This is a genomic window from Desulfoprunum benzoelyticum (assembly GCF_014201505.1).
GTDB lineage: Bacteria > Desulfobacterota > Desulfobulbia > Desulfobulbales > Desulfocapsaceae > Desulfoprunum > Desulfoprunum benzoelyticum.
Window position 1 is genome coordinate 26,127 of record NZ_JACHEO010000024.1, and the last position, 21,793, is coordinate 47,919.

The window sequence follows — 21,793 nt, forward strand, 5'->3', positions numbered from 1 at the left end:
GATTTTACACTCACATTCAGTCAGAGAGGCGTATGGACAGCTTGCGGGCCGCCATCGTCGACGGCAGAAACACCGCCGCCGACGACGATCAGTTTATCGAGAGACTGGCTCAACTCCAGCACGAGCACGGGCCAATGGTCTGCCGGTCCATCTTCCAAACCCTGGCCGGCATCGACCTCCCCCGCGACACCGCCGAAGACTACTGGCGGCAAGTACTCTACCGCCGACAGCAGCTCAGCCGGATTCTCGGCAGAAATGTTGATCTGATGACGGCGATGTGCGATTTCCTGCGTTCTGAGACCAGGTATCTGCCACATCCCCGTCTCGTCGAAGTCGACTCCTTTGAGAGGATCGTCTACGAATCGATGTATGACGGCCTCACCGGACTCTTCAACCGGTTATACTTCGACGAGGCCTTCGCGCATCAGATCTCGCTGGCCAAGAGGTACAACACCGATCTCTCGGTCCTCTTTCTCGATGTCGACGACTTCAAGACGATCAACGACACCCACGGCCATATCGTCGGTGACGTCGCCCTGAAAAAAATCGGCGCCATCATCAAAAAAACGAAACGCGACAGCGATCTCGCCGCCCGTTACGGCGGCGAGGAGTTCGTTCTGCTGATGCCCCATACCGAAAGCATCAACGCCTTCATCCTCGCCGACCGGATTCGTCAGGAGGTGGAGAAGGAAGAGTTTACGGCCCACGACCTCACCTACAGACTGACCGTCAGCGGCGGCCTGGCCTCCTGCCCCCTCAATGCCACCGAACCGGCCGACCTGCTGCACATGGCCGACAGCGCCACCTACATGGCTAAAGGATCGGGAAAGAACACCATCTGCCTGTTCAAGAAGGACAAGCGGCGTTACCTCCGGGTCAAATTGATGCAGCCCGTCCTCATCAAGGAGATGGGATTCAATGATTCGCAGGCCTACGAGGGAAAAAGCAAGAATATCGGTATCGGCGGAATCCTGTTCGAAAACGACACCCCGCTGCCGGTCGGCGCCCATGTCCAGGTGAGCATCACCGGCAGGAATAATGCGCCGCTCCTCCTCATCGGCACGATCGTCAGGATCGAATCGTTCGGGCCGAACAGTTACGATATCGGGATGGCCTTCTCCTTCAAGGAAATGGAAAAAATCGCCACCGCCGAGATCGCCCAGTTCCTCAAAGAGGGTGCCTGAGTGCGACTCACCCCGCCGGTATCGACCGGGATGGTCGACAGCCGGATTTTTCTGTTTTTCCCTTTTGCAGCTGATTTTTCCTGTTTTTTCCCTTTTGCAGCTGATAGCATATTATTGCAGGACAGGCTCGCAGTGCGTCGTTTTTCCAACTTTTACAAGGAGGGATTACCATGGCAACAAGCGTCTACAAGATCATCGAACTCGTTGGAACCAGTGATAAATCATGGGATGATGCGGCCCGCAACGCGGTTGAGACCGCCGCCAAGTCGCTGGAGGATCTGCGCATCGCCGAGGTCGGCAAACTCGACATGCAGATCGACAACGGCAAGGTCGTTTCCTATCGGGCCAGGGTCAAAGTCTCCTTCAAATACAAGAAGGACTAAGCGCTGCGCCGACCTCCATCGGCCGGGAAAAACGAAGGCCAGTCCGCTTTTGGGCTGGCCTTCTCTCGTTCAGATGGTACTCTGCGGCAATTTTCCGGAAGTGGCGTATGCGGGGTTGTTCCTGAGAGAGGATAGAAAGGTATGAAAACCGTACAGGTTCGAATTGAAGGCCGGGTCCAGGGGGTGTATTTCCGCGATTACACCAGACGCGAGGCCCTGCAACAGGGAGTCGACGGCTGGGTCCGCAATCTCCCTGACGGCAGTGTCGAAGCGGTCATCACCGGCTCCGAAAAGGCGGTCGAGGCGATGCTCGACTGGTTCCAGATCGGCTCGCCCCATGCCGTGGTCCGGGCAGTAAAGGTCACCGACATTGTCCCGCCCCAGGAATTTCCCGGCTTCGATATCCGATTCTGAACTTTCATGTTGCTGCAGATAGACAATCTCTCAACCTGGATCGACATCGAGACGGAGGAGGGAATCAGCCACCGCCGGATCCTCACCGACGTCTCGCTTTCCCTTGACCGCGGAACGACCTGCGCCCTGGTCGGCGAATCGGGTTCCGGCAAGTCGGTCACCGCCCTGTCGATCCTCCGCCTGCTGGAGGAAAGCTGCCGGACCGCAACCAGGGGCAGCGTCCTGTTCGAAGGTCGCGACCTGCTGACCCTCGACCGCGACGAGATCAGGGCCGTGCGCGGCAATCGCATCGCGATGATCTTCCAGGAACCGATGACCTCGCTCAATCCGGTCTACACCGTCGGCAGCCAGCTCCTCGAACCACTGCTGCTGCACCGGCGGATGAACAAAAAGGAGGCGGAAGGGGAGGCGGTGCGGCTGCTGCAGCGCACCGGCATCGACGATCCCGAGGCCCGGCTGCGGGTCTATCCGCATCAGCTCTCCGGCGGCCAGCGGCAGCGGGTGATGATCGCCATGGCCCTGGCCTGCCGGCCGGCCCTGCTGATCGCCGACGAGCCGACCACCGCCCTCGACGTCACCATCCAGGCCCAGATCCTCGACCTGATCGGCGACATCCAGCAGGAATTCGGCATGGGGCTGCTGCTGATCACCCATGATCTGGCAATGGTGCGGCGGATCGCCGACACCATCGCCATCATGAAGAACGGCCGGATCATCGAGGACGGACCAACCGAGAAGGTCTTCACCCAGCCGGGCGACAGCTACACCCGCCACCTGATGTCTTCCATCCCCCATCCGACCCCGGAAACAAAAGAGGAAGGACCGGTCCTGCTCCAGGTCGAAGGGTTGAACTGCCATTTCCGGCTCCCGGCCGGCTGGCAGGGACTGCTGCGACGGCGGACCAAGGTCATCCGAGCGGTCGACGACGTCAGTCTCGAGGTGCGGCAGGGGACGACCTGCGGCATCGTCGGCGAATCCGGCTCCGGCAAGACGACGCTGGCGATGGCGGTTCTCAAGCTCGTGTCCAGCCGCGGTGTCATCCGCTTCGACGGCGTCGACCTGCAGCAACTGTCCACCGGCCGTATGCGGCCGCTGCGCAGCCGTATCCAGGTTGTTTTCCAGGACCCGTATTCATCGCTCTCGCCCCGCCTGACCGTGCAGGAGATCATCGAGGAGGGGCTGAAGGTCCATCGCCTCGGCGGCAACCGGGAAGAACGGTTCCAACTGGTCGCCTCGGTCCTGGCCGATGTCGAGCTGGAGCCGGAGATGGCGCACCGCTACCCCCACGAGTTTTCCGGCGGTCAGCGCCAGCGCATCGCCATCGCCCGGGCTATCGTCCTCCGGCCGCAGCTGCTGATCCTCGACGAACCGACCTCGGCCCTCGACATGACGATCCAGGCCCAGATCATCACCCTGCTCCGCGAGCTCCAGCGCAAGTACCGGATGACCTATCTCTTCATCTCCCATGATCTGCGGGTGGTGCGGGCCCTGGCCGACCACGTGGTGGTGATGCAGCACGGCCGGATCGTCGAGGCCGGCCCGGCCCGGCAGATCTTCACCGCGCCGGGCCAGCCCTACACCCGGAGCCTGTTCAGGGCTGCACTGCTGCCGTAGCCGGACAGGCGGCAGCCTTGCGCCGCACCTTGTCGCCGGCGATATCGTCCTTGAACAGGGCCTGGCCCCGCTCCATCGCGCAGAAATCGCCGCACATCGTACAGGTGACCTCGTTTTCCGGCATCCGGCTGCGCCGGATCTGCAGGGCCTTCTCGGGGAACATCAGCAGGCTGAAATGCTCCTGCCAGTCACTGTCGCGACGGGCCAGGGCCACCCGCTTCTCGTGGTCGCGCCGGTCCGGGTACTTGGCGATATCGCCGATCCGGGCGGCGAGCCGGGTCGCCCGCACCCCCTCCCGGACATCGTCGACATTGGGCAGGGCCAGGTGCTCGGCCGGGGTGATGTAGCAGATCAGGTCGGCGCCGTGCCGGGCCGAGTTGGCCGCCCCGATCGCCGCGGTGATATGGTCGTAGCCGGCGCCGGAATCGGCCGGCAGCGGCCCGAGGACATAGTAGGGGGCGCCGCCGCTCATCCGTTTTTCGAGCATGATGTTGCCCTCGATCTCGTCGAGCGGCACATGGCCCGGCCCCTCGACCATGGTCTGGCAGCCCATGTCGCGGCCGATCTCGGCCAGCTCGCAGTTGATAATCATCTCGGCCATCTGGGCCCGGTCGTGGCTGTCGTGGATCGCCCCGGCACGGATGCCGTTGCCGAGCGACAGCACCGCGTCATACTTCTTCATCAAGGCGCAGACCCGGTCGAACTGCTCGTAGAGGGGGTTCTCCCGGTTGTTGTATTCCATCCACGACACCATGAAGGTCCCGCCCTTGGAGACCAGGCCGCCGTAGCGGAAGCCCTGCTTGCGCAGCCGCTCGATCGAGAAGCGGTTGATGCCGCAGTGGATGGCCATGAACGAAATGCCGTCGCTCAACTGGCGCTCGATGACCTCGAACAGGTATTCATCATCGAGCAGGTTGGGGTTGCGCTGGCGCCGTGCCGTCTCGGCAAAGGCCTGGTAGAGGGGCACGGTACCGACCGGCAGACTGCAGCCGGCCAGGACCTCGCGCCGGACCCGGTCGAGATCGCCGCCGGTCGACAACTCCATCAGCGTGTCCGCCCCCTCCTCTTCCGCCGCCCTCGCCTTCGCCAGCTCAAGGCCGATATCGCTGATGTCGGACGAGGTGCCGATCGAGGCGTTGACCTTGGTGCGCAGGCCGCGGCCGATTCCGACCGCCTTCTGGCGGCGGTTGGGGTTGGCGGGAATGACGATGTGACCGTCGGCCACCGCCTGGCGGATGACATCGGCTGGAAAATTCTCGGCTATCGCCACCTGCTCCATCTCCGCCGTGACCACCATCTGTCGTGCCAGTTCGATCTGGGTCTCCATACTTGCTCCTTCTATGAAATTCTGCGGTCCGGCGGGCAAAAAAAAGTCCGTGCCGCATCACCTCGATGCGGCACGGACTTTTTACGGACGGAAAAGTCGTTATCTTCCTGGCAGGTCTTCTGACTCGCGGCTCATCCTCGGACCGCGCCTTCCCAAGGGCTTCCCGAATTCGAGAGTCATCCCCAGTGGCATCATGCAGCCCTCGTCCCCGCTCACAGCGCTGGCCCAACGTTACGGATTTGCACCGTATTCCCTTTTCACCGCTGCCATCCCGGAGGAGGGCAGACGACACCAGAGAAGATCAGTAGGCGACGACTCTACTCAAAAGAACTGTTTCTGTAAAGGAGGCTCAGACACCCGGGAGGACGTTTCCTCAATGCTTTTGTTCCCTCCCCTGGAAGCCATGTATCCCATCGGAGATGAAATCGTGTTTTCCCAGTTCAACAATCTCTGCGCATCGGTTTTCGCCTCCCTCATCCAGAAGGCATAGTCATCGAAAAATAGGAGGGTGTCCCGATTTATTTTATTGACCACCGTATTGCCATCCGGTAGGTTGCGGCCATGTCAAGGATTTCACGGATCATCGCCCCAGGTCTGCCGCACCATATCGCCCAGCGGGGCAACAACCGCTCGCCGGTTTTTTTTGCCGATGACGATCGGGAAACCTACCTTGACATGCTGACCTTCTACGCCACCCGGCATTCAATGCAGATCTGGGCCTACTGCCTGATGGAAAACCACCTCCATATCCTCGCCGTGCCGGAACGGGCGGACTCCCTCGCCCGCGGCATCGGCATCACCAACCAGGTCTACACCCAGTACATCAACCGGCGGATGCATCACTCCGGCCACCTGTGGCAGAACCGCTTCTTTTCCTGCATCGTCGGTGGCCGGCAGCATCTGTGGCAGACCGCCCGCTATATCGAACGCAACCCGATCCGGAGCGGCCTGGCGGCAACGGCGGAAGAATATCCCTGGTCAAGCGCCCGAGCCCATACCGTCGGCGCCAGGAACATGGCGCTGTCGAGCTCATCATGGCTTGTCCCGAAAAAGCGACCGTTGTACGCCACCTTCCTGCGTCAGGCCGACAACGTCGCCGAAGAGGCGCTCCGCCGGGCCACCAGAACCGGACGCCCGTTTGCAGCGGACAACTTCATCGACGACCTGGAACGACAGCTGCAACTGCCGCTTCGCCCGAAAAGACCGGGACGACCACCCAAAAGGACGCAGGAGGCCGCCTCTTCCTGATGTTTCCCGTCGATATTCTCAAATCCGTGCCCCATGCCCCCGGTGTCTACCTGATGCTGGACGGCAAAGCGGCCGTCCTCTATGTCGGCAAGGCCAAGGACCTGTTCAAGCGTCTGTCGTCCTATGCCCATCACAGCGGTGCCGAACACAATAAAACGACGGTCATGCTGGCCAGAGTGTCCACGGTCGACACCATCATCACCGCCACCGAGAAGGAGGCCCTGATCCTCGAGGCCTCGCTGATCAAGAAGCATCGTCCCCGCTACAACATCATCCTGCGCGACGACAAGAATTATCCCCTGATCAAGGTCACCACCAACGAGGAGTGGCCGCGGGTCATGATGACCAGGCGCCGCAAGAAGGACCGGGCCCGCTATTTCGGCCCCTACTCTTCGGCGACGGCGATGTGGGCGACGCTGAAACTGATCACCGGCCTCTTTCCGTTGCGCCGCTGCTCCGGCAGTACGGTCCGGCCGCGCAAGCGGCCCTGCCTCAACCACCAGATGGGGCGCTGCCTCGCCCCCTGCGCCGGGCTCGCCGACCGCCAGGCCTACGATGAACACCTGCAACGGATCATTATGGTGCTGGAAGGCCGCAACCGGGAGTTGATCACCTCGCTTACTTCACAGATGGAGAAGGCCGCAGCGGCGATGGAATTCGAGCGGGCGGCGCTGCTCCGCGACCAGATCCAGGCCCTGGCGCAGACCCTGGAAAAACAGGTGATTTCAGCCGAACACGGCCGGGATCGGGATGTCTTCGGTTTCGCCCGGCAGGGTGCGGCGATCGCCGTTACCGTGCTCTTCGTCCGCGGCGGAGTCATCGGCGGCAGCCGCAGTTTCTTCCTCGCCGACCCCTACGGCGACGACCCGGCCATCCTCGCCCAGGTGCTGCACCAGTTCTACGACCGGCAGACCCCTGTCCCCCATGAGATCCTGCTGCCCTTCCTGCCCGACGACTATGACCTGCTGGTCGAACGCTTCAGCGACCTCGGCGACCGCGCGGTGGCGATGTCGGTGCCGAGCCGGGGTGACAGGCTGCGCCTGATGACCATGGCCGCCACCAACGCCCGTCAGGTCTTTGCCGAGCGGGAGAGGAAACGGGAATCGTGGCAGACGCTGGCGGAGGCGATGGAGCAGAAACTGCATCTGCTGCGCCCGCCGAACACGATCGAATGCCTCGATATCTCCAATATCAGCGGCAAGCAGGCGGTCGGCTCACTGGTCTGCTTCACCGACGGCGTCCCGGATCCCAAGAGGTATCGGCACTACCGGATCCGCACCGTCGACGGGCCGGATGATTATGCGATGATGACGGAGGTGCTTCAACGCCGGCTCGGTCGGGCGGCAGCCGAACAGACGCTGCCCGATCTCTTTGTCGTCGACGGCGGCCGGGGCCAGTTGTCGATGGCCATGCAGGTGGCCGACAGCCTCGGCATCACCGCCGACCTCGACTGGATCGGCATCGCCAAGGAACATGAAGACGAGGGGGAGAAACTGTTCAAACCGGGCCGGAAAAATCCGATCGTCCTGCCGGCCCACAGTCCCGTGCTGCTGTATCTCATGCGGATACGCGACGAGGCCCACCGCTACGGCATCACCCTGCACCGGCGACTGCGCAACTCCTCAACCCTCGCCTCCCGACTCGACCTGATCCCCGGCATCGGCGACGACCGTAAGAAACGGCTGCTCAAAGGCCTGGGCAGCCTGCGTCGGATTGAAGCGGCATCGGTGGAACAGCTCGCGGCGGTCAAGGGTATCGGCCCGGAGCTGGCCACGGCGATCCACACTTTCTTTCACCCAGGCAGTCCTTCTGAGCCCGCGGTCGGCGCTGCAATTGAACAACATGACAACCGATGAATAAAACTCCACCGCATAACCGGCCAAATCTGGAGAGACTGCAGGCATCGAACCGCGACAGCGCCCTGGCCAGGTATCGCACCATAGCGGTGGGGCGGAAGGGGACCACCGCCGGCCTGTTCCTGTTCGAGCTGATCACCACCTGCGTCCTGCCCCTGCCGGGCGGGCTCGGCCGCTGGGCACGCAACCTCTTCCTGCCTCTGGCCGGCGTCAGCATCGGCAACAAGGTGCATATCGGCAGGGACTGTACCGTCAGGAATCCGGCCGCGATAAAGATCGGCGATGACACCGTCATCGAGGATCGGGTCTGCCTCGATGTCAAACCCGATGCCGAGCGGCTGATCATCGGCAGCAACGTTTTCTTGGGCCGCGGCACCATCTGCAACTGCGCCGGGGCCATCCTCGAGATCGGCGACGGCAGCCGGATCGCCGCCTCCTGCCGCCTCGGCTCGAAACTGGGACTGCGCATCGGCCGCAACTGCCGTATCGGCATCGAGGCCTGCTGTTCCGGCGCCGCCCATGCCTACGACGACCGCAGTATCCCCGTCGCCCTCCAGCCCGTGACCTGCAAAGGGCCGACGATCATCGGCGACAATGTCGTCATCGGCGATCGGGCCACTGTCCTCGACGGCGTGAAAATCGGCGCCAATACCCATATCGCCGCTGATTCCCTGGTCATCAGCGATATTCCTGAAAACTCAACTGTTACCGGAGTGCCGGGTCGGATTCGAGGCCGCGCGGAATGACTGCCATGCCGACCTGGGTTTATCGTTTTCTCCGCTGGTGTCCCGGGATCCTGGGTCTTCTCCTGCGCCAGAGGCTGTACCCCTGCCTGCTGGGCCATTGCGGCCGCGGCGTACTGATCGGTCGCCATGTCGACCTGATCAACCCCGGCGGCATCAGCCTCGGCGACAAGGTGATCGTCAATGACGGCGCCCGTCTTGATGCGGGCAGCCACTCCGGCCCCGACACGGCAATCGACGTTGCAGACGGGGCGTTCATCGGCGCCGACACCCTCCTCGCCGCCGGTCCGGGACGACTGATCGTCGGCGAGGGGAGTAATATCGGCAGCCGATGCACGATCGTCGCCGCCGGGGATGTCGTTCTCGGCCACCACTCGCTGCTGGCCGGGTACTGCATGATCGGAGACATCCCGGAAGCACCGGCAGCGACGGCTGGTCACGATCCACAGATACCGACAGGGCCGACCGACAAGCCCACGATCATCATCGGGCCTGGGTGCTGGCTCGGTCTGCGCTCCCAGGTTACGGCCGGTGTGCGGATCGGCCAAGGCGTCATTGTCGGCGCCCATGCCCTGGTCACCGAACCGCTCCCGGAATTCGCCATTGCCGTCGGCCGTCCCGCCACCATCAAGCGGATGCGGCCATAACCGGAGAGTGTATGAAAACCGTTCACCTCGTCAGCATGCCGCTGCTCGCCCTGGTTTTCGTCCTCTATCTCTACTGGTTGGCATTGCAGCATGCCCCGCCGCAATCGGTACAGAAGACACCTGTCAGAATATCGCCACTGGAGATTGTTGAAGAAACTGAGCCAAGATCGATGGAGATGCTCCTGGCCGGACAGCTCGACCGCTGGTCCGCGAACGTTGGAACAACCGAAACAGACGACACCGCCGGAAAAATCCCCAGTCACGAATCTGCGATGTACAACAAAAAACCCTTTGTCACGGAACAGAACAGGTTCCTTCCTTCGGACCGGATCTATATCGTCGTGGAACTCCACGACCTTGAAAAGGGGAAGCACCAGCTGTCAGCCTCGTGGATCAACCCGGAAGGCAAGACCATCAATACGTCTGAGCATACTATCGTGCTGCATGCACCGGAGTCGAGTCACCGTTCCTATTTCTGGCTGGAACTGATGAAGAACGGTCCATTTTCCGAGATGATCACCGGCAGGGAATACAAGGGCAACATCTATGGTCGCTGGGAAGTTCATCTTCGCCTGAACGGCGAATCGGTCGGCAGGAGGGAATTCACCATTCAGGATAGCTGATGAAGTATCCTGAAATTGATTCAAGGATATTTATCAAGTGGAATTAATAACGAATTTACAATATCATAAACTATAATGTTTAAGCAAATTAACAAATAACCATCTCAACGCCTTAAAAATATGAAAAAAAAATTGCAAAATCCGGTTAGTTCTGGTATCTCAGTCAGTTAAATTCATCGTCATTGCAGTCATCCGATTTCCAAGATCTTTTCCGTGCGAGGACCGACATGAAACCATTCCTGAAAATCTTCCTGATTCTCTGTTTTTCTCTGTCCCTTAGCGGTTGTGGCGAGTGGGACGACCTTGTGGATTCGATTTCCGGTTCGGATGATGACGACGATATCGCGACCACTCAGACCAACCTGCCCCGTAAGGACGTATCCACCCCCACGACGACGACAGATACAAAAACCGAGACAAAAACCGAGACAAAAACCAGCAGCGACACCGAAAAAACCACCACCAGTGAATACACCCGCAAATCGACCTATACCAGTTACGGCGTCCGTAACGGCGGCCGCCAGGCGTGGAGGATCCCAAAGAAAGGACCCGATTACGGCAAAAAGATCAAATTTGTGTTTTCCAACGGCTATACAGTGATTGTAACCAACACCTCCAGGAATTACCGACAAAGCAACGGTTTCGTGTTCAAGCCCGGGATCGGGCCTTACGGCGAAGGTGAAAACAACACCTGGACCGCCCATGGCGGAATATATCTGCATGCTCCGTACGGCAACGCAAGCAAGCAGGTGACGTTGCACCATTGAGGCCGGAAAGGACCGGCCAAGTGAATCCAGAACAAAAGAACTACACAAGGAGCATGTAATGAACAAAATCTGTCGTCTTTTTCTTATTCTCTTCCTCGTCCTGACCATCAATGGCTGCAGTGACGACGACGACAGCGACACGATAAGCGGCAGCGGCAATGAGCCAGTGGCTGAGAATGCGCAACCCGAATACGACCAGCAGGAAACCTACAGCAGCTATGGAACCCGCAATGGCGGTCGACAGGCATGGAGAATACCAAAGAAAGGCCCTGCCTTCGGCAAGAAGATCAAGGTGGTTTTTTCCAACGGCCATACGGTCTATGTCAACAATACCTCCAGGAATTACCGGGAAAGCGACGGCTTTGTCTTCAAACCCGGTATCGGTCCCAACGGTGAGGGTGTGCACGACACCGGCACGGCCCACGGCGGCGTTTATCTGCATGCACCGTATGGCAACAGAAGCAGGCAGGCTACCTTCCATTTCCACAGATAGAACCACCGGCACGGGACAACCGGTTTTTTTCGAGCAGTTTCCCTGATAGAGGTTGTTCACGTCATCACCCCGAGGGCAACAACACGCATTGGTTGTTGCCCTCGTTTTTTTGTCTCTCCATCCTCATGCCGCCGACCGGCCCAACAGTTCCCGTATCGCTGAAATCCGCGCGTGCAGGGCGACAACGGCTGTATCGACCTTGAGAATCCTATCCCCGAGCGAACAGGAACGAAACCCCTGGGCCTCGAACCGCTCAACTTCGAAATCGACCCAGCCGCCCTCGGGGCCGACGGCAACAACAATCCGCCCCTCCCCGGGACCGAGATACCCCGCCAGGGTGGCAGTCCCGTACGGATGGGCGAGAATTCTGAAACGGTAATGATCTTTCACCAGGGGAAGAAAATCCTCGACAAATGGCTTGAATTTCCTGAAAATCCTCACCTGGGGCAACCTCGTGTCGACGGCCTGCTCCAGTCCATGGCGGAGATGCTCGAGATATTCGCCCTCTTCGAGAAGACCTGAATCCCAGAAACTCTTTTCCACCCGGTTGGCCTGGATGATAAACAGCGTTCCGATGCCGAGCGCGGCAACCTGGCCCAGGATGCGCCGCAGCATGATCGGCCGCGGCAGGGCCAGGATAATATCGATTTCCGGCTGATGGGTTGGGATCTCACCCAGTTCCACATCCAGTTCGACCCGGGTCGGCCGTCCCTTGACGACCGAGGCGACTCTCCCGCTGCCCATCGGACCATTGACCAGCCCGACACGGACCCGATCACCGATCGTGGCCCGCAGCACCTTGTGGATATGGACCGCTCGACGATCATGAAGGACAACCCGTCCTCCATCCAATTCCTGTTCTTCGAAGAGGATGATGTTCATTCTCTGACTCCAGGCGGCATTGCCCCGTTTTCCCGGCCTTCGTTCCCGGGCTTTCCATCTCGAACTGTCTATGGTAGATTCTTGAAATTCTACGGAGAAAAACTCTCAATGATACCAATCTACAATCTTTGCCAGATCCTTGTCCTGGTCGTTGCCTGGCCGATTCTTGCCCTCCTGGTCCTGCTCCGCCCCAAATACCGGAAAACCTTCTTCTTCCGATTGGGGATCGGCCTGCAACGTCACCTCCCGTCGGCACCGGCAACAGGTAAGACAGTCTGGGTCCACGCCCTTTCGGTGGGGGAGGTTTCTTCAGCCCGCTCCCTCATCGTTGGTCTCCGCGATCAGTTTCCCGATGTCCGCATCGTCTGTTCGACAACGACCGCGACCGGTTTGGCGATCGCCAGAACCCTGCTGCACGATCACGTTGACGCGATCTTCCCGTCACCGCTGGATCTCAGGCCGGTCGTCGCCAGGTTTCTTCGCCTGATCCGGCCGGATCTGTTCATCCTCGTCGAGACCGATTTCTGGCCCAACGTATTGACCACACTCAACAAAAACGACATTCCGGCAATCCTGGTCAACGGCAGGGTCTCGGCCCGGTCATTGTCCCGCTACCGGCGAGCCGGTTTTTTCTTCCGGCCGCTCTTCCGCTCTTTCGCCCATCTCTGCATGCAGACCGATAGCGACAGGATCAATCTGGAAGGACTCGGCGTCGAACCCCACAGGCTCCATTGCCTCGGCAACCTCAAGTTCGACACGCCGGTCACTTCGCCCGCCGGATGCCGTGACGGCCTCTCACTCCACAGCCCCGACAACCGCCTGACAATCCTCGCCGGTTCGACCCACGAAGGCGAAGAGGATATCATCTTTACGATCTATGCTGAACTGAAAAATCACCATCCCGGCCTCCGCCTCATTGTCGCCCCTCGCAATCCCGAACGCTGCCCGGAGATTGCCCGGCTCGCCACCCGCCATGATCTTTCCCTGACACTGCGTTCCCGGGAACCGCAAAAAACAGCCGATGTCCTCCTGGTCGACAGCATTGGGGAACTGCCATGGCTGTATGCCCTGGCTGACATCGCCTTTGTCGGCGGCAGCCTGGTGGCGGCAAGAGGCCACAATCCGATCGAACCGGCCACTCATGGGGTTCCGGTCCTCTTCGGCCGGCACATGGAGGACTTCGCCGAAATCAGCCGTGACCTCGTCGCCGCCGGCGGGGCGTTGACGGTCTCCGACAGGGAATCGCTCGCCGAAGCCCTGAATGCCCTGTTGTCCAGCGAAGACCGACGAAAAATCATGGGCCGTCACGCCCGCCGATATGTCGAGCGGCAGCAAGGCGTGGTCGCCCGCCACCTGACAATCATTCGCCCCTACCTGTGACCTTCATCGTCCGCCTTCTCTCTGCAAATCTTCTGACCGCCGTCATCCTCGGCTTTATCGGCGGGATCGGATTATCCCCTCTGCTGCCGATACCACCGTCGCCGCTGGCCGTGCTCACCGGCGCAACGATGGTCGTCACCCTGACGTTCTACCTTCGGCGCCGGACCTTCGCCGCCCACCTGTCTCTTCTCAACCTGTTTCTTCTTCTCGGTGTCCTTCACGGCATCATCGCAAACCGGTCCCCCTCTTCGCCCGATCATATCTTCAACCTCATTGAGGAAAGACGCGAGGCCGTAGTCATCGCCACTCTGGTCTCGATGCCGACCTACACTGACGGGACTGGTCGAGCGACAGTCGAACTGGAATCGATCCGCTTTGCCGACAGGCCGGATTTTCAGCGGGCTGAGGGCAAGGTTCTGGTCAGAATCATGGAGCCATGGCCCGATTTCACTGTACCGGGAACGATGCTGGCCCTGCGGCTGAACCTGCAACGGCCGTCACGCTTCAACACTCCGGGAACCTTCAATTACCCGGCCCACCTCGCCCGCCAGGGAATCCGGGTCACAGGCCATCTCTCCTCATCCGCGTATATCACCAGAATACCGGCATCGACTAAGCTCCTCCACCAACTCCGGTTTTTTCCGGAACGGCTGCGCCACACCATCGGCGCCGCTTTTGACGATTTCGTCCCGGCGCCGCTGAACGGCATTTATCGCGCCCTGGTCATCGGTGATCAGACACAGGTCGACGATGCCACCAGGAATCTTTTCCGCGACAGCGGCGTCATGCACATACTCTCCATATCCGGTCTGCATTTCGCCATCATCGCGACCATCCTCTATATGCTGATTTTCTGGCTGCTGCGCCGCTCGACATGGCTCATCCTCCGCGCCAATGTCCGGAAAACCGCGATGCTCGCCTGTCTGCCGATTCTTCTCTTCTACGCCTTCCTTGCCGGCATGAACATCCCGGTCCTTCGCTCCCTGGTCATGAGCTGTATCGCCATTGTCGCCCTGTGCACCGACCGGCGAAAGTCCATCTCCACCCTCCTCGCCGTCGCCGCCCTGCTGATCCTGCTGGTCCGCCCGCAGGCCCTGTTCACCGCCTCGTTCCAGCTCTCGTTTGCCGCCGTCGCCTTTATTGCGCTGACGGCACCGGCATTGCGACGATTGACCGGCGGCAAGCAAGACCAGGAATCTGCTTCTTCACTCTATTTCCAACGTTTCCTGCACTGGGTCGCAGCCGCCCTCCTCGTCTCCGTCGCCGCCACCCTGGGAACCGCCCCGCTGCTGCTCTACCATTTCAACCACCTGTCGTTGATCGCCCCCCTGACCAATCTCCTCGTCGAACCCCTGATCTGCCTGTGGAGCCTCCCCTGTGCCCTGCTCGCCTGCCTGGCGCTTCCGGTCTCACCGGACCTGGCGTCGACCCTGCTCCACCTCGGCGCCCCCGGGCTGACGATATCGCTGAAGAGCATGGAGTTGTTCACACAACTGCCTCACTCCAGCGCCTGGCTGCCGACCCCCCGTATCTGGCTGATCTTCGTCTACTATACCGCTTTTCTGCTGCTGATCTGCCACTGGCGGAAAAATAGAACACTGTTCATCGCCGCGGTGGCGTTTTTCACCTCCATCAGCTTTCTTTTTATTTTCCCCCCGTATGAGTTGACGAAAAGGTTCAAAAAGGACCTGACTGTCAGCTTTCTCGATGTCGGCCAGGGAAGCGCAACCCTGCTTGAATTTCCCGGAGGCTACCGGGTTCTGATCGATGGCGGCGGTTCATCGGCGTCTTCACGAACCGTCGGTGAAACCGTGATCGCCCCCTTCCTGTGGCATAAGGGGATCGCCCGTCTCGATCATATCGTCGTTACCCATCCCGACTCGGATCACTACAACGGTCTTCCCTTTGTCCTCGAGCGTTTTTCTCCAGCCGTTCTGTGGACCAACAGCCTGGCGGCAAACGATCGCCCCTACGCGCAACTCCTTGAGCAGGCCCGGCGGCAGCGGATGCAGGTAAGCATGCCAACAAGGGGAGAACGCCTCGAAATCGGCCGCGGCCGACTCAAGTGTATCCGCAACCTGTCTGCCGGCTCCGGAGCAAGACCGCATACAGGGGTCAATAGGAATGACAGCGGACTGGTGATCCAGGCCCGTCTGGGCCGCATCGCGCTGCTGTTTCCCGGCGATATCAGCCAATCGATCGAACGCAGACTCACCGACACCGACGAAGACCTGGCGGCGACGATTCTTCTATCGCCCCATCATGGATCAAAGACGTCCAATTCGCAGACCTTTCTCGCCGCCGTCGCCCCCGAATATCTCATCGTTTCCGCCAGCAGCCGGCGATCCGCCCATTTTCCTCACCCAAGGCTGGAACGGCAGTGTGAAGACCTGGGAATTACAATGATGACGACCGGACGCGACGGTACCATCATCACGGTCACCGATGGCAACCGGTTCACCATCGCAACATCGAGGGAACCCGGCAGCGACAGGCGCGTCGTCCTGGGTGGAGCTGGCGGTGATGAGCAAGGTGGCAGGGTCGCCACCCCGACTCATCCCTTTGAAGAGATCAGACCTCGGTAAAATCGGATGGCGGGTTGCGGAGGAATTTAAGAAATTTCGATTTCTCGACCGCATTCGAGTAGGCGTCGTCAGGACTGATCATCTTTTTCTCGAGATATTCCATGATAGCGTCGTCCAGGGTCTGCATGCCGAATTTTTTCCCCGTCTGCATCGACGACAGAATCTGGTAGGTCTTGGCCTCACGGATCAGATTGCGGACTGCCGGCGTCGCGATCAGAATCTCGAGCGCGGCACATCGTCCCTTGACATCAACTCGCTTGAACAGGGTCTGGGAGACGACGGCCTTCAAGGCATCGGCCAGGGTTGAACGGACCTGTCCCTGCTGGGTTGCCGGGAAGATCTCGATGACGCGATCCACGGTCTTCATCGCGTTGATCGTGTGCAGCGTGCCGAAGACCAGATGCCCAGTCATGGCCGCCTCCATCGCCAGGGATATCGTTTCCAGATCACGCATCTCGCCAACCATGATGATGTCCGGATCCTCACGCAACGCTCCGCGCAGGGCCGCGGAAAACGACCGGGTGTGGCTTCCCACCTCGCGGTGGTTGATGATGCATTTCTGACTCTTGTGGACAAACTCGATCGGGTCTTCGATCGTCAGGATATGATCCTTCCGCGTCTTGTTCGCCTCATCAACGATCGCCGCCAGCGTCGTCGACTTGCCGGAGCCGGTCGGCCCGGTCACCAGAACCAGGCCTTTCGGCAGATGGGCCAGGCGGGCGATGACCTTCGGCAAACCGAGCTGCTCGCAGGTCAGGATCTCGCTGGGGATCTCGCGGAAGACCGCCCCGATCCCATATTTCTGCTGGAAGAAATTGCAGCGGTAGCGAGCCAGACCGGGAATTTCATAGCCGAAATCGATATCGCCGGTCTCTTCGAACAGTTTGATCTTCTCTTCAGGACAGATCTCGTACAGCATGTTGCGCAGTTCTTCATGTCCCATCTTCTTGAACTTCACCCGCTCCATATCACCCCGGATACGGAGCAATGGCTGCTGTTCCGCGACCATGTGAAGGTCGGAGGCCCCTTCATCATTCATCAGCTTGAAAAATGCGTCAATCTGCGCCATACCGTTTCTCTCCTCGATTTCTTGTCAGCAGAATTCAACCAGCCTGCCGGCGGCCTTCAGCCGACGGCAGCCCTGTTATGCGATTACACTATCACCGTTTTTTTGATAAAACTGACGACATCCTCCGCCTCATCGAGCACCTTCAGCAACAACATGTCTTCCTTGTCGATATTGCCTGCCGCCAGGAGCGTTTCCCTGATCCAGCCAACAAGTCCAGTCCAGAAACCACTGCCGACCAGCACGATCGGAAAAGGCTTGATGCGCTGCGTCTGAATCAGGGTCATCGCCTCGAAAAGTTCATCAAGCGAACCAAAGCCGCCGGGCATACAGACAAATGCCATCGAATACTTCATGAACATGACTTTTCGTACAAAAAAATACTTGAAATGCAAGGGGAAATTCGTATACGGATTCGGCGCCTGCTCGTGCGGCAGGCTGATATTCAGTCCGATCGATACCCCGCCGGCCTCCATGGCCCCCTTGTTGGCCGCCTCCATGATACCGGGGCCACCGCCGGTAATGATCGCATACCCTGCGTCGGCAAGACCGGCAGCGATCTCCTCGGCCAGCTGGTAATACTTGTGCTCTTTCGGCGTCCTGGCTGATCCGTAAATCGTCACTCCCGGCAGCCCCACGGCCGACATCGCATCGAAACCATCGACAAATTCAGACATGATCCTGAACATCCGCCAGGAATCCCCGACCACGGTGTTGTCCAGGCAATATTTCGGTTCTCTTCTGATTCTTCTCCGCTCCTGAAACTCCATAACGCCCCTTACCCTTAATTTCGCATGAAACCCCGAGCCGTACCTGCGAGCTCGGGAGAAAGATCATGGCTCTGCAAGACTTTGGCGAACCATCGATCCGCCTGCCTTTTCCTGCCGAGCTTCAACCACAGCTGCCCGAGACAGACCTGGATCTCCGGGAGAATTCTCTTGTCGCCACGGCACTTCATCAGGTTCTGCCGGGCTTCGGCCAGCATATCGCAGGCGATCTGCACCTTGGCCAACCTCAATCTGGATGCCGCATTGTCGGGATTGAGTTCAACCCCTTTGTCGCATAAGGCCAGGGCGATCTGATGTCCCTCCCCTTCCTCCATATACACCAATCCGAGCAGGCTCAACGCCTCGGGATCAAGCTCATTGAACCGCAACGCCTTCTGAAGCCAGATCTTCGCCTCCTCCTTCCGCCCCAGGCCATAACAGGTCTCGCCGAGGTACCTCAAGGCCGGTCCGGACTGCTGCCCGCCTGTCGCTGCGTCGTGCCATTCCATCAACAGCGGGTACGCCCTGTCAAACAAACCGAGATGGCAGTACAACTTTGCCAACTGCAGTTGCAGATCTTTTCTGATCTCCAGGCCGTCATCCTCACAGTATACCTCCAACGCCCGTTCGAAATATTTCAAACTTCCATGCAGTTCACCGCGCCGAACCTCACCCAGTCCGAGATTGTACAACGCCATAAAATTATCCGGTTCGATGGCAAGCGCTTTTCTGAAGCTTTCCCGGGCAACGGAATGTCGGTCCAGCATCGCGTAGGTTACACCCAGGCTATTGAGAAGATTGACGTTGTCTGGGTCGCAGACGAGACCACGTCTGTATTCCGCCATCGCCTTCGACAGATCGCCATCGCCATAGTAGATGTCGCCGCTGATATTGAGACTGACGGCGTCAAACTCGACGACTGCCCCGGGACCAAAGAACGCTCCATGCAGCAGAGCCTTGCGACAATTCGCGGGGATTTCGCCCTTGTGAAAATCGGCGAACGGATAGGCGCCGATTCCAGCGGAAACCTGGAGATCTGCACCGGTTTCACGATCGAGTGTCCGCAGGAGTTCGACTACCTGCTGATGGGCCTCCCGGCCTGTAACCCCCTCAAGAAACAGTATGACGGATGCCGCATCTGCGAAGCAGAGACCAGGGGCGAGATGCCTGCCGACCAGATTGGCTAGTCGATCTCCCGCCCAACCCTCCTTTGCCAGTTCAACTAGACAAAATTGCTTCGATCTCGAGTATTTCCTCCGAACTTTACATATAAGGCCTTCGCTCGGGGGAAAGAGAGGATGCCGCTCCGGATGGGCAAGGACCCGGTAATCGCAGAAGGTGAACGGGCCACGCCGCTCAGCGGTCTGGAGGGCAGCCCAGGCCTCAGACAGGAGCCTGTCCCGCTCTTCCTCTATCGCCGCTTTCGGCAATGATTCACCCATCCTGCTGCTGGATCCGACATGGACCCGATAAAAGCCATCCCTCTTCAGCAGAGCGACGAGCTTCGAGCCATAGCGTTCGGAGAAATCCTCATCCTGCATATCCCGGAGAAAAATAGCAAAAACGCACTGCCCCAGATGATGGACAATTCCGCTGTCGCCGACACAAGCCTGCAGGGCGAAAGCCGCTCTTCGGGCATTTTGAAAGGCGTCCCGTGATGACCTGGTGCGTGGCGGGAGTTCAATCAGCACCAGATGAAAGGGACCGGTTTCCGGCGGGGTTTCAAGGAGGGCATACAGGTGGGTAATATTGCACAGGCCACTTACCGCCTCGATCCTGGTCCGTTTGACGGCAAGAAAATCACGGAACGCCGCCGCCTGCACCTCGGCAAGCCAATCCTTCGCCATTCTGTCGACAACGAGAGGATCGAGGCCGGACAAACGGGCAACCACTACCTGCCTCCTGCCGGTGACAAACGGCAGCAACAGTCCGTCCGGAGCGAATATGACAGTCTCGTGGTCAGCCACACCCGGGTCGAAGAGATCTGCCGCCATCGCCCTGACCTCCTCCGGCAGGACCGTTTCCAAAACTTTCAATTCGGCGTAAAAGGCGACGGCAGCCGCCGTCGGTATCCTTTCCCGCAGTATCCTGGAATATTCCTGCGAAAAGCGGATGAAGTCTTGATTCTCGACAGTCCAGTCGATGGCCGGGATGGGAAATCTTTCCATCACAATACTGGACCCTTGCCAAAATAGCCTACTAAAATATCGGCAACCATGGCGATCTCATTTTCCTGTATCGTCCTCATATCCATTATAAATTTATCATTCTCTATTCTGCCGATCAGAGGCACCGGCAACTGACGGAAGTCCGTCTCCACCGCATTCAGACTCATGTCTTGCGGTTGAAGGGCAACCGCCCAGGAGGGAAGATTATATTCCGGCATGGCCCCGCCTCCGACTCGGGAAACGGTCGACATCAGCGACAGAACACAACGGTCGGCAATATCTTTGCTGGTGCGTCGAAGCAACGCCTGGGCCCGCTTTTTAATCTTATCCGCAGAAATCGTCAGCATCGCCAATGTCGGAATATTCTGCAGAGCAGCGATGGGGTCAAAGTATTCACGCAGGATTATCTCCAACGAAGACAGTGTGAACTTGTCAATTCTGAGGGCACGGTTCAAAGGATTTTTTTTCACCCGCTCTATGACGTCCCGCTTTCCGACAATAATCCCCGCCTGTGGTCCACCAAGCAGTTTATCGCCGCTAAAGGTGACGACATCCACCCCCGCCTTGACGATCTCCTGCACCGTGGGCTCCCGCGGCAGACCGAATCTGGAGAGATCGACAAGGCAGCCGCTCCCCAGGTCCTCCATCACGAGCACGCCATGTTTGTGTGCCAGCTGAACCATCTCTTCGGCTGAAAGTTCGGCAGTAAAACCGATGATCCTGAAGTTGGATGTATGTACTTTGAGCAGCATCGACGTCTCCGGAGTGATCGCCCTCTCGTAGTCGAACAGATGGGTCCGGTTGGTGGCTCCGACTTCAATCAACCGGGCACCGCTCTTGGCCATGACATCCGGAATACGGAACGATCCGCCGATTTCCACCAGCTGCCCCCTCGACACTATGACCTCGGTCCCCCGGGCAAGCGTCTCGAGAACAAGCAGTACCGCGGCTGCATTATTGTTTACGACAAGGGCTGCCTCGGCTCCAGTCAGATCGCAGATGATCTTCTCCACCAGGCTGTAACGGCTCCCCCGCTTTCCGGTATCGAGACTGAATTCCAGGTTTGAATAATGTGCCCCTGCCTGCATGAGCGCCTCAGCAGCCTTACGGGACAGCAGCGACCGTCCGAGATTGGTATGAATGACCACACCGGTGCCGTTGATGACCCGACGAAAATTCGGCCGTTTCTGTTTCTCTATTTCAGTTCTAAAAAGCTGTATCCAGGCAATATCAGACAGTTCATCGACAACCTCTCCCGCGAGTATCCGCCGGCGCTGTTCTTCAATGCATCTCTGGACCGCGAGCTTGACGATGGCGGGAGGAGTTTCTGGCTCAACGAACTGATCAAGTCGCTTGATGCATTCATCGACTTTTGGGAGATTGCGCAGGAGATCGTGTTGAGTGGCCATAGAATCAGTTCTGCAAACAGGTTGAAATAAGAGGAAATTACGATGGAGTTTCATAAAATTCAATATGTTTTGAATATCATGGTCTTCTTACTCATATAGCTATGGCCGGGCAAGTTATTTTTTACATGAACACAAATATCTCCTTGACATGGTCCAGGAGATACAGTAGTTTGCCGCGGTCTTTGGGTGACGGGACGTGTTGAATGAAGCGCGTGTGGTTGCGAAGAGGCGTGGCGG

The 21,793-nt window shown here is 59.0% G+C and carries 19 protein-coding genes and 1 riboswitch; of the genes, 12 read left to right on the top strand and 7 right to left on the bottom strand.

Going from position 1 to position 21,793, the window contains the following annotated elements:
- Positions 1 to 32: 32 nt before the first annotated feature.
- The 4 genes from HNQ81_RS15235 to HNQ81_RS15250 all read left to right on the top strand — a co-directional run bounded on the left by HNQ81_RS15235 (position 33) and on the right by HNQ81_RS15250 (position 3,595).
- A complete protein-coding gene (locus HNQ81_RS15235; protein ID WP_183352172.1) occupies positions 33 to 1,184 on the top strand; it encodes a diguanylate cyclase in 1,152 nt (383 codons plus the stop codon).
- A 170-nt stretch (positions 1,185 to 1,354) separates the two neighbouring features.
- Positions 1,355 to 1,567, top strand: coding sequence for a dodecin family protein (locus HNQ81_RS15240; protein WP_183352173.1), 213 nt, complete (start codon positions 1,355 to 1,357; stop codon positions 1,565 to 1,567).
- A 141-nt stretch (positions 1,568 to 1,708) separates the two neighbouring features.
- Positions 1,709 to 1,981, top strand: coding sequence for an acylphosphatase (locus HNQ81_RS15245; RefSeq protein ID WP_183352174.1), 273 nt, complete (start codon positions 1,709 to 1,711; stop codon positions 1,979 to 1,981).
- Between the two features lie 6 nt (positions 1,982 to 1,987).
- Positions 1,988 to 3,595 carry an ABC transporter ATP-binding protein gene (locus tag HNQ81_RS15250; protein ID WP_183352175.1) on the top strand — a complete coding sequence of 536 codons (1,608 nt, stop codon included), beginning with the start codon at positions 1,988 to 1,990 and terminating at the stop codon, positions 3,593 to 3,595.
- Here HNQ81_RS15250 and thiC read toward each other — a convergent pair.
- Positions 3,573 to 4,922, bottom strand: a complete 1,350-nt coding sequence (gene thiC, locus HNQ81_RS15255) for a phosphomethylpyrimidine synthase ThiC (RefSeq protein WP_183352176.1) — start codon at positions 4,920 to 4,922, stop codon at positions 3,573 to 3,575. The two genes, HNQ81_RS15250 and thiC, sit on opposite strands and share 23 nt — an antisense overlap.
- Before the next feature lie 92 nt (positions 4,923 to 5,014).
- Positions 5,015 to 5,234: riboswitch (cobalamin riboswitch) on the bottom strand.
- 249 nt (positions 5,235 to 5,483) lie between these two features.
- On the opposite strand from thiC, the gene HNQ81_RS15260 reads away from it, so the two are divergent.
- From HNQ81_RS15260 to HNQ81_RS15285, 6 genes are all read left to right on the top strand, one after another.
- Entirely contained in the window at positions 5,484 to 6,170 is a 687-nt protein-coding gene (locus HNQ81_RS15260) for a transposase (RefSeq protein ID WP_183352177.1), read from the top strand.
- Positions 6,170 to 8,026: an excinuclease ABC subunit UvrC gene (gene uvrC, locus HNQ81_RS15265; protein ID WP_183352178.1), complete on the top strand. Its 1,857-nt coding sequence runs from the start codon at positions 6,170 to 6,172 to the stop codon at positions 8,024 to 8,026. Before HNQ81_RS15260 ends, uvrC begins: the two co-directional genes overlap by 1 nt.
- Complete coding sequence (locus HNQ81_RS15270; protein ID WP_183352179.1) at positions 8,023 to 8,772, top strand: acyltransferase; 750 nt, start codon at positions 8,023 to 8,025, stop codon at positions 8,770 to 8,772. The genes uvrC and HNQ81_RS15270 overlap by 4 nt, the downstream gene beginning before the upstream one ends.
- Positions 8,773 to 8,777: 5 nt before the next feature.
- A complete protein-coding gene (locus HNQ81_RS15275) occupies positions 8,778 to 9,416 on the top strand; it encodes an acyltransferase (protein ID WP_183352180.1) in 639 nt (212 codons plus the stop codon).
- 11 nt (positions 9,417 to 9,427) lie between these two features.
- Positions 9,428 to 10,039 (top strand): hypothetical protein, encoded by a 612-nt coding sequence (locus HNQ81_RS15280; protein WP_183352181.1) that lies wholly within the window; start codon positions 9,428 to 9,430, stop codon positions 10,037 to 10,039.
- A 227-nt stretch (positions 10,040 to 10,266) separates the two neighbouring features.
- Entirely contained in the window at positions 10,267 to 10,806 is a 540-nt protein-coding gene (locus HNQ81_RS15285) for a hypothetical protein (protein WP_183352182.1), read from the top strand.
- Between the two features lie 40 nt (positions 10,807 to 10,846).
- Here the strand turns inward: HNQ81_RS15285 and HNQ81_RS15290 are convergent, their stop codons facing one another.
- On the bottom strand, positions 10,847 to 11,359 hold the full coding sequence (locus HNQ81_RS15290; RefSeq protein ID WP_183352183.1) for a hypothetical protein: 513 nt from the start codon (positions 11,357 to 11,359) through the stop codon (positions 10,847 to 10,849).
- A gap of 63 nt (positions 11,360 to 11,422) precedes the next feature.
- Entirely contained in the window at positions 11,423 to 12,181 is a 759-nt protein-coding gene (locus HNQ81_RS15295) for a 16S rRNA (uracil(1498)-N(3))-methyltransferase (RefSeq protein WP_183352184.1), read from the bottom strand.
- A 108-nt stretch (positions 12,182 to 12,289) separates the two neighbouring features.
- Here HNQ81_RS15295 and HNQ81_RS15300 point away from each other — a divergent pair, with 108 nt between their 5' ends.
- Entirely contained in the window at positions 12,290 to 13,561 is a 1,272-nt protein-coding gene (locus HNQ81_RS15300; RefSeq protein WP_183352185.1) for a 3-deoxy-D-manno-octulosonic acid transferase, read from the top strand.
- Complete coding sequence (locus HNQ81_RS15305) at positions 13,558 to 16,146, top strand: DNA internalization-related competence protein ComEC/Rec2 (protein WP_183352186.1); 2,589 nt, start codon at positions 13,558 to 13,560, stop codon at positions 16,144 to 16,146. Before HNQ81_RS15300 ends, HNQ81_RS15305 begins: the two co-directional genes overlap by 4 nt.
- On the opposite strand, the gene HNQ81_RS15310 is transcribed toward HNQ81_RS15305, so the two are convergent.
- The 4 genes from HNQ81_RS15310 to selA all read right to left on the bottom strand — a co-directional run bounded on the left by HNQ81_RS15310 (position 16,133) and on the right by selA (position 21,556).
- Positions 16,133 to 17,215 carry a type IV pilus twitching motility protein PilT gene (locus HNQ81_RS15310; RefSeq protein ID WP_183352187.1) on the bottom strand — a complete coding sequence of 361 codons (1,083 nt, stop codon included), beginning with the start codon at positions 17,213 to 17,215 and terminating at the stop codon, positions 16,133 to 16,135. The two genes, HNQ81_RS15305 and HNQ81_RS15310, sit on opposite strands and share 14 nt — an antisense overlap.
- Before the next feature lie 83 nt (positions 17,216 to 17,298).
- A complete protein-coding gene (locus tag HNQ81_RS15315; protein ID WP_183352188.1) occupies positions 17,299 to 17,982 on the bottom strand; it encodes an LOG family protein in 684 nt (227 codons plus the stop codon).
- A gap of 14 nt (positions 17,983 to 17,996) precedes the next feature.
- A complete protein-coding gene (locus tag HNQ81_RS15320; protein ID WP_183352189.1) occupies positions 17,997 to 20,147 on the bottom strand; it encodes a tetratricopeptide repeat protein in 2,151 nt (716 codons plus the stop codon).
- Positions 20,147 to 21,556: an L-seryl-tRNA(Sec) selenium transferase gene (selA, locus tag HNQ81_RS15325; RefSeq protein WP_183352190.1), complete on the bottom strand. Its 1,410-nt coding sequence runs from the start codon at positions 21,554 to 21,556 to the stop codon at positions 20,147 to 20,149. Before selA ends, HNQ81_RS15320 begins: the two co-directional genes overlap by 1 nt.
- Between the last annotated feature and the right edge of the window lie 237 nt (positions 21,557 to 21,793).